1 pseudogene is annotated in these 1,295 nt (G+C 52.7%); it reads right to left on the bottom strand.

Features of this window, described 5'->3' with window-relative positions:
* Positions 1-1,271, bottom strand: a pseudogene (locus K6Y31_RS21995) (hypothetical protein); the annotation flags it as partial.
* Between the last annotated feature and the right edge of the window lie 24 nt (positions 1,272-1,295).

Raw genomic sequence — 1,295 nt, 5'->3', positions numbered from 1 at the left:
GATTCATACAAGCTCTGCTCTGTCTGCCCAGCTTGCACCTCTTGCAATGCCTTACTCACCGCCTGATTATCAATATACTCACGCTTGCGTACCGTCTGCGATAAGCGGTTATATTGGTACTCCACCAAAAAGCCATCGCCGTCCTGGCTAAAACGCAAGCGACCTAGGCTATCATACACCCGCAATTCGGTGCGGGTCGTGGCGGCATCTGCCTCTTGCAATGCGCTAAGTAACGCTATCAGGCTGGCATCACTGTTATCCGCAGGCAGGAATGCCGCATCATAACGCATGGTATGGCTGAGCCGCCCAACCTTGTCATAGCGACGCTCCGTGATTTCACCTTTGCTGCCGATGCTGAACCAGAGTTCGCCTTTATCGTTATAAACCGTGCGGGTGAGGCGGTTGTCCGCCGCGGTTTCCCAGCCCGGCTCTGTGACTTTTGTGCTATAGCGTGTGGTCGTGACCACCCGACCATTATCATTGTACTGATACCCTGTCCCATAGCCGGCTGGGTTTATTTCCAGCGTCACGCGACCATCAGCATCATATCGATATTCCGTCACTCTATCATCGGCTTCACTGGCATGGATACGCTCTGCGACCGCCGCTTCTGTCCAGTCACCGCCGCTCACGACGCCTGCATACTGGCGTTTGTGTGTGACCTGTCCCGCCGCATCATAAAACAGCTCGGTCACATAATTGAGCGCATTAACCTGGAATCGAACCTGCCCCAGCTCGTTGTACAGGGTACGCGTGACCCCAGTGCCTTCGGCGACTACGCTTTGCGCGGTGCGCTGTCCTGCACGATTATATTCGTAATTAACGGTTTGGCTGCTCTTCGCTCCCTTCCAGTCTTTGCCTGAGCGAACTTTCGACTTAACTTGGTTACCCTGAGCATCATAATGATAGGCGGTGATGCGCTCCTCTAGCACACTGTCACCGACTAACCCACCTTCTATCTGATTGACCACTCGGCCCAGACCGTCATAGACATATTCGGTGGCCACACCACCTTGACTCACCCTAACCTGGCGATTGTTATTATCAAATTGGATGTCGGTCCGTTCGCCTTCGACATCTATCCAGATTTGTTGGCCTTTATTGTTGTAGCCATACTCTGTGGTCAGCTTGTCACCATCAGCATCACGGATCACTTTCCACTGTCTGCCAATGGCATCATAAAGATATTGTGTTTTGACGCCATTCCCATCGGTATCAAACGCAAGCAGCCCTGTATTTTCATCGTACTGATGCTCGCCCAGTACTGACACCTGCTGAGTCCTTGCGCCAATCAG

The sequence above is a fragment of the Motilimonas cestriensis genome (genome assembly GCF_021295315.1).
Taxonomy (GTDB): Bacteria; Pseudomonadota; Gammaproteobacteria; order Enterobacterales; family CBDFNC01; genus Motilimonas; species Motilimonas cestriensis.
The sequence above is the reverse complement of the archived record's forward strand: the minus strand, read 5'-3'. Positions and strand labels throughout refer to the sequence as shown.